Source organism: Micrococcus sp. LASM2_SD2, from assembly GCF_057364565.1.
The window spans coordinates 1-2139 of sequence record NZ_JBNFOB010000311.1 but is presented as its reverse complement, the minus strand read 5'-3'; the positions used below and the strand labels follow the sequence as shown (position 1 = coordinate 2139).

1 protein-coding gene and 1 pseudogene are annotated in these 2139 nt (G+C 72.6%); both read right to left on the bottom strand.

Annotated features, from left to right (window positions below):
* Positions 1-65 precede the first annotated feature (65 nt).
* Positions 66-1192, bottom strand: a pseudogene (locus tag AC2W7A_RS11825) (D-alanine--D-alanine ligase family protein).
* Positions 1189-2139 (bottom strand): NAD(P)H-dependent glycerol-3-phosphate dehydrogenase (locus AC2W7A_RS11820; protein ID WP_485991513.1); only part of this gene is annotated, 951 nt, incomplete at its 5' end. The gene AC2W7A_RS11820 and the pseudogene AC2W7A_RS11825, both read right to left, overlap by 4 nt.

The following is a 2139-nucleotide window of genomic DNA, read 5'->3' as shown; positions in this document are numbered from 1 at the left end:
CGCACCTCCGCGCGGAGGTGCGCCGCCGATGTCGTGCTCCGGGTGACAGGACGCGGTGCGCCCGGTCAGTGCAGGCCGGCGCCGCGCTCCAGGGCGAGCTCCACGAGCTCGCTGATCAGCTCCGCATAGGGGACCCCGGAGCGCTCCCACAGGGCCGGGTACATGCTGATGGGCGTGAAGCCGGGCATGGTGTTGATCTCGTTGACCACCCAGCGCCCGTCGGGCGTGTAGAAGAAGTCGCAGCGGGACAGGCCGGCGCCGTCCACGGCCTCGAAGGCACGCACCGCGAGCTCCTGCAGGCGGGCGATCTCCGCCTGGGGCAGCTCCGCGGGGCAGGACAGCCGGGCGGCGTCGTCGTCCTGGTACTTGGCCTCGAAGTCGTAGAACTGGTGCTCGCCGGTCTGCTCGACCACCACGATCTCGCCGGGCAGCGACGCCCGCGGGGGCTCGGCGCCGTGGCCGTCCAGGACGGCGCACTCGATCTCGCGCCCGAGGATCCCGGCCTCCACCACGACACGCGGGTCAAAGCGACGGGCCTCCTCCACCGCGGCGCGCAGCCCGGACGGCTCCGTCACCCGGGTGATGCCGAACGAGGAACCGGCACGCGCCGGCTTGACGAACAGCGGGTACTCCAGCGCGCCGCGCGCCGGAGGGCGGCCTCGGGATCGCGCTGCCAGTCCCGGTCCGTGATGGTCTCCCAGGGACCGACCTCCAGCCCTGCGGCCTGGAAGGCAACCTTCATGAAGTGCTTGTCCATGCCGACGGCCGAGGCGAGCACGCCGCAGCCCACGGCCGGCAGGTTCAGGGTCTCGAACAGGCCCTGGACGGTGCCGTCCTCGCCGAAGGGACCGTGCAGTAGCGGGAAGACGACGTCCACGCGGCCGATCGGGGCTCCCTCGGAGTCGACGAGCTCGGTGGTACCGTCGGCGGTCGCCCGCAGGGACACGGGACGGGTCGGCTCCGGCACCTCCGGCAGGGAGTCGTCACGCAGGCTCCACCGGGTGGGGTCCATGTCCTCGACGGACCACAGGCCCGACCGGGCGACACCGACCGGCACGGGCTCCCAGCGCTCGGTGTCGATCTCACGCAGCACGTTGGCGGCCGTGACACAGCTGACGGGATGCTCGCTGGAGCGGCCGCCGAAGAGCAGCAGGACGCGCGGGCGCGCAGTGGTCTCGGCGGTGGGGGTCATGCGCGGTGTCCTTCCGACTTCAGGTTGCGCGAGAGCAGCAGGTCGGCCAGGGTCTCCACCCCGAGGCGGCCCGCGACGACCGCGTTGATGGCCTCGCTGATCGGCATCTCCACGCCGTGGTGGCGGGCCAGGTGGACGACGGCCGAGACGGACTTGATGCCCTCCGCCGTCTGCTTCATGGTGGCCACGGCCTCGTCCACGCCCATGCCGGTGCCGATCAGCCGTCCGGCGCTGCGGTTGCGCGAGAGCGGGGAGGCACAGGTGGCGACGAGGTCGCCCAGCCCGGCCAGGCCGGCCATGGTCTCCGGCTGTCCGCCGACGGCGGCGGCCAGCCGCGTGGTCTCCGCCAGGCCGCGGGTGATCACGGAGGCCTTGGAGTTGTCCCCCAGGCCCTGGCCATCGCAGATGCCGACGGCCAGGGCGATGACGTTCTTGACGATTCCGCCGATCTCCACGCCCACCACATCCGTGTTGGTGTAGGGACGGAACGTGCGGCCGGCGGTCATCGCCGCGATGGTCTCCGCGGTATCCGCCGACTCCGAGGCGACCACGGTGGCGGTGGGCTCACCGCGGGCGATCTCCAGGGCGAGGTTCGGTCCGGAGACGACGGCGAAGCGCTCCGGTGGCAGGCCGAGGGCGGAGGCACACACCTGGGAGGGGCGCTCGTCCGTGCCCCGCTCGAGCCCCTTCACGAGGGAGACGACGATCGCGTCCTCGGCGACGTCGCCACGGATCGACTCCAGGGTCTGGCGGACGTGCTGTGCCGGGACGGCCACGACGACGACCCCGGCGTCGGCGACGGCCTCGCGGATGTCGGTCACGGCGGAGATGTTCTCCGGCAGGGAGATGTCCGGCAGGTACTCGGGATTGCGGTGGCCGAGGGTGACGGCGTCCGCGATCTCCCGGCGACGGGACCACAGGCACGATCTGGTCGCGCGCGCGCGGCG